Source organism: Streptomyces calidiresistens, assembly GCF_014141525.1.
Classification (GTDB): Bacteria; Actinomycetota; Actinomycetes; order Streptomycetales; family Streptomycetaceae; genus Streptomyces; species Streptomyces calidiresistens.
Window position 1 is genome coordinate 1 of sequence record NZ_VKHS01001200.1, and the last position, 1,152, is coordinate 1,152.

At 75.8% G+C, this 1,152-nt stretch carries 2 protein-coding genes; one reads left to right on the forward strand and one right to left on the reverse strand.

What is annotated here, in order from left to right; translation table 11 throughout:
- Nucleotides 1-234 (forward strand): hypothetical protein (locus tag FOE67_RS29780; protein ID WP_228474325.1); only part of this gene is annotated, 234 nt, incomplete at its 5' end.
- A 21-nt stretch (nt 235-255) separates the two neighbouring features.
- Here FOE67_RS29780 and FOE67_RS26365 read toward each other — a convergent pair.
- Nucleotides 256-978 (reverse strand): hypothetical protein, encoded by a 723-nt coding sequence (locus tag FOE67_RS26365; RefSeq protein WP_182667335.1) that lies wholly within the window; start codon nt 976-978, stop codon nt 256-258.
- Between the last annotated feature and the right edge of the window lie 174 nt (nt 979-1,152).

The window sequence follows — 1,152 nt, forward strand, 5'->3', positions numbered from 1 at the left end:
CCCCACACCCACCCGGCCGCGCGTCCGGCCCGGCCCGGCCCGGCCCGGCGGGAACCACGCGCACGGCGCGGCCGGTGGGGCGGGCCCGCCCCCGTCCCCCAGCCCCGCTGGGAGGACCGACCGGCCCGGCAGCAGCTCGCCATGGCTGCCGTCACCATCGTGATCGTCCTCACCACCGTCGCCGCGCTCCTCGGCCTCATCCAGGCTGCGGTGGAGGCCTTCCCTCGCCCCTGACCCCCGGGCCAGGGGCGGGGGTCAGTTGCCCTCGGATGTTTCGTACGTCCCGCACACCCGCAGGATCGACCCCGATGCCCATGCCGCCGGCACCGTGTTCGTGACGTTCGCCGTGGACCCCGCGAGGTTGATGAATCGCACGAACCCATCACCCGACGCGATCTCCCCCGCGCCCGAGTAGTTCCCCCCGGCGACCAAGGCCCGGGCCGGCGACGGCGTAGTCACCCCGTCCTCGGCCTTCGTCGCGGGCAGCGACAGCCGCCACGACCCCGTCCCGTAGGCCGTCGTCGACCCGGCCGTCAGCTGCGCGACGAAGTGGACCGTCGTGCCGTGCCGCACCCACCGCCCCACCAGGGCGCCGTTCCCGATCGACGGCTGCGTCGACGTGGTCTCCCACACCGGCACATACCCACGCCACCCCGCCGCCGCGGCGCCCTGCACCGCGCCCACCACCACATAGCCCCGCCCCCCGACCGGCACCATCAGCACCCGGTCCCCGGGCTGCGGCCTGTACCCGCCCAGTGCCGGCCACCGACGCCGGGTCGGCGCCGCCTCCCCTTCGAAGATCACGCGGGGTTCCATGGCGTGCGGGCCCGCCGCGTCGTGCTCGTAATCGATCCTCGCGAGGCGGTTGGGGCGGTCATCGCCCGACTGCTGCTGGGGCCGGGCTGCCGACGACTTCCGCCGGGACGCATCCACGTACCCGGCGATCGTCGTCAGCAGCCCGTCAGGACCCTGCCTCATGGCTGGTGGTCCTCGGTGGCGTCACCCTCACCACCGTCGCCTCCGGGCGTCCCTGCCGGGTTCTGCGGCTCTTCCGGATCCTCGGGCTCCGGGGGCGGCCCCGGGTCCTCTCCGTCCGCCGGCGGGCCCTCCTCACCCGGAGTACCCCCACCGCCGGTGGGCGGCGGCGGGGGC